A 2742-nucleotide genomic window follows, 5' to 3' on the forward strand; every position below is an offset into this window, starting at 1 on the left:
CGAGATCCCGTTCGATATCCCTGAAGGCTGGGAGTGGGCAAGGCTGGAGGGCATTACCACCTACATACAGCGCGGCAAATCGCCAAAGTACTCACTCGAAAAAAAATATCCCGTTGTCGCTCAGAAATGCAATCAATGGTCAGGGTTCTCGCTGGAGAGGGCGAAGTTCGTCGACCCGAACAGCGTTGCATCGTATGCCGAGGAGAGGCTGCTCGTTGACGGCGACCTGCTCTGGAACTCGACGGGGCTGGGCACCCTTGGCCGCATGGCCGTCTACGATTCGAACCAAAACCCTTACGGGTGGGCGGTTGCCGACAGCCACGTTACGGTCATCAGGACCGTGCCCGACTGGTTGCGCTACGAATATGCGTTCCTCTACTTTGCGGGCCCGTCGGTCCAATCCGTTATCGAGGATCAGGCGAGCGGTTCAACGAAGCAGAAGGAGCTTGCGCAAGAGACGGTGAAGAGGTACCTGATCCCCGTGCCGCCCCTCGCCGAGCAGCGCCGCATCGCCGAGCGTCTTAATTTAATACTAGCCAATATCAACTAATCCCGCTTCCATGGCGTCATAACCGAAAGGAGATGTCATGGAAGCTTTCATCAATTATCTCAAGTCGAAAGAGATGAGCCAGAACACCATTAGCTCGTATTCTTACGCTGTATCGCAGTTCTTATCACGCTACACAACGGTAAACGACGAATCCCTCTTGTCTCATAAGGATTGGTTGGTAAGCGAATTCGCTACGAAGACGGCCAATAACAGAATCGGGGCACTGAACTGCTATTTAGATCACATCGGCTACGATGGGATGAGGTTGCGGGGCGTTCGCGTTCAGCAGAAGCCTTTTCTAGATAACGTAATCAGCCAAGATGAGTATGAAACCCTACGTGATGGACTCCTCGAAGACGGTGACCTTTATTGGCATTTCGTCGTGCGCTTCCTCGCTTGCACCGGCGCGAGGATTAGCGAATTGCGGCGATTGACGGTCGAATCAGTTAGGGTGGGACATCTTGATCTGATATCCAAAGGGGAAAAGCTGAGGCGGATTTACATTCCAAAATCGCTACAGCAAGATGCACTACTTTGGTTCAAACAATGCTCGCTTGGAGAAGGATTCGTGTTCGTCGGCCCCAACGGAAACCCAATGAGTACGAGAGGCTTATCGCTTGGATTAAAACGCTGCGCAAAACGTTATGGAGTGAATCCAGATGTCGTGTATCCGCATTCCTTCAGGCATCGATTCGCCAAAAATTTTATAGCAAAGAACCCAGATATCGCTTTTCTCGCTGACTTAATGGGACATGAAAGCATCGAGACGACGCGAATATATCTGCGACGCACCGCAGAGGAACAGCGCGCCGCAGTCGATAAAGCTATTGATTGGTGATTAGGACATCGAGCTCGGAGATGCGTTCGGCTATGCGGCGCTGCTCGACAAGAGGCGGAATGGGTACCAAAAACGAGGGAATATCTCCAAGGTTGATTTTGAATGTATGCGTTCCGCCGCCGACTTTAACCTCTTGAATCCAGTTGAACCCCATAGGCGAATCAAGGCAATTGACAATCCATTCCGCAAGCGAGCGATTAATAGGCCTGAGAAGGCCCAAACTGACAAAGATGCTAAATTCATAATCTACGTCGACAATAATGGGTTTTCCCAACGTACCGATTCGGCACAGCAGAATGTCACCATTTTGAGGCCTAACCCTCTTACATAGCCCTTTGTGTGTCTCTCTACTTATATGTTTGACTCTGCTCAGGTCGAAGAAGCCTTTTGAGATGTTTTGCACAGACAGAAAGAGAACCCCATCATTTGTGTACTCAGGGGTCTTATGGGTGCCGTCGCTAATGACGGACAGTAGGCTGCCGAGCCTTGCCCATTCCCAGCCCTCGGGGATCTCGAACGGGATCTCGTCGTCGATGCAGACGGGCTCGCCCTTGCCGCGCTTCTCATAGCGCCTGCCATCGGAACCGAGGTAGATTACCGACTCACCGCCCTTGGGGGCCTTGATCTTCTTCTCCTTGATAAGATGGGCGCGTTCCTCGCGGATGCGATCGAGCAGCACGGATGCGGGCTCTTCCGACGGATCTTGTGGCACGAGCTTGCCCTCGACGGCCATCTGCAGCACGGATTTGCGCAGGCGCTCGGGCAGCGAAGCGTCCAACGCTTCGCGCTCGTCCTCCAGCTTGCCGTACTCCCCAACGAGCGGCATCAGCTCGGAGACGCGCTCGGCGATGCGGCGCTGCTCGGCGAGGGGCGGCACGGGGATCAGGTACCTCTTCACCGTCTCTTGCGCAAGCTCCTTCTGCTTCGTTGAACCGCTCGCCTGATCCTCGATAACGGATTGGACCGACGGGCCCGCAAAGTAGAGGAACGCATATTCGTAGCGCAACCAGTCGGGCACGGTCCTGATGACCGTAACGTGGCTGTCGGCAACCGCCCACCCGTAAGGGTTTTGGTTCGAATCGTAGACGGCCATGCGGCCAAGGGTGCCCAGCCCCGTCGAGTTCCAGAGCAGGTCGCCGTCAACGAGCAGCCTCTCCTCGGCATACGATGCAACGCTGTTCGGGTCGACGAACTTCGCCCTCTCCAGCGAGAACCCTGACCATTGATTGCATTTCTGAGCGACAACGGGATATTTTTTTCGAGTGAGTACTTTGGCGATTTGCCGCGCTGTATGTAGGTGGTAATGCCCTCCAGCCTTGCCCACTCCCAGCCTTCAGGGATATCGAACGGGATC

At 54.3% G+C, this 2742-nt stretch carries 3 protein-coding genes; 2 read left to right on the forward strand and 1 reads right to left on the reverse strand.

Going from position 1 to position 2742, the window contains the following annotated elements; all coding sequences use genetic code 11:
- The coding region (locus tag HMPREF1023_RS04280; RefSeq protein WP_009304926.1) for a restriction endonuclease subunit S at positions 1–550 on the forward strand (550 nt) is incomplete at its 5' end.
- Positions 551–587: 37 nt separating this feature from the next.
- On the forward strand, positions 588–1388 hold the full coding sequence (locus HMPREF1023_RS04285; RefSeq protein WP_009304927.1) for a tyrosine-type recombinase/integrase: 801 nt from the start codon (positions 588–590) through the stop codon (positions 1386–1388).
- Here HMPREF1023_RS04285 and HMPREF1023_RS15150 read toward each other — a convergent pair.
- On the reverse strand, positions 1375–2712 hold the full coding sequence (locus tag HMPREF1023_RS15150) for a restriction endonuclease subunit S (protein WP_009304928.1): 1338 nt from the start codon (positions 2710–2712) through the stop codon (positions 1375–1377). The two genes, HMPREF1023_RS04285 and HMPREF1023_RS15150, sit on opposite strands and share 14 nt — an antisense overlap.
- Positions 2713–2742 lie beyond the last annotated feature (30 nt).

It is taken from the genome of Eggerthella sp. 1_3_56FAA (assembly GCF_000185625.1).
Taxonomy (GTDB): Bacteria; Actinomycetota; Coriobacteriia; order Coriobacteriales; family Eggerthellaceae; genus Eggerthella; species Eggerthella lenta.

Excerpts from the sequence above, each read along its gene's own strand:
- HMPREF1023_RS04285 (WP_009304927.1), top strand. The coding sequence starts at position 588 with ATGGAAGCTTTCATCAATTATCTCAAGTCGAAAGAGATGAGCCAGAAC.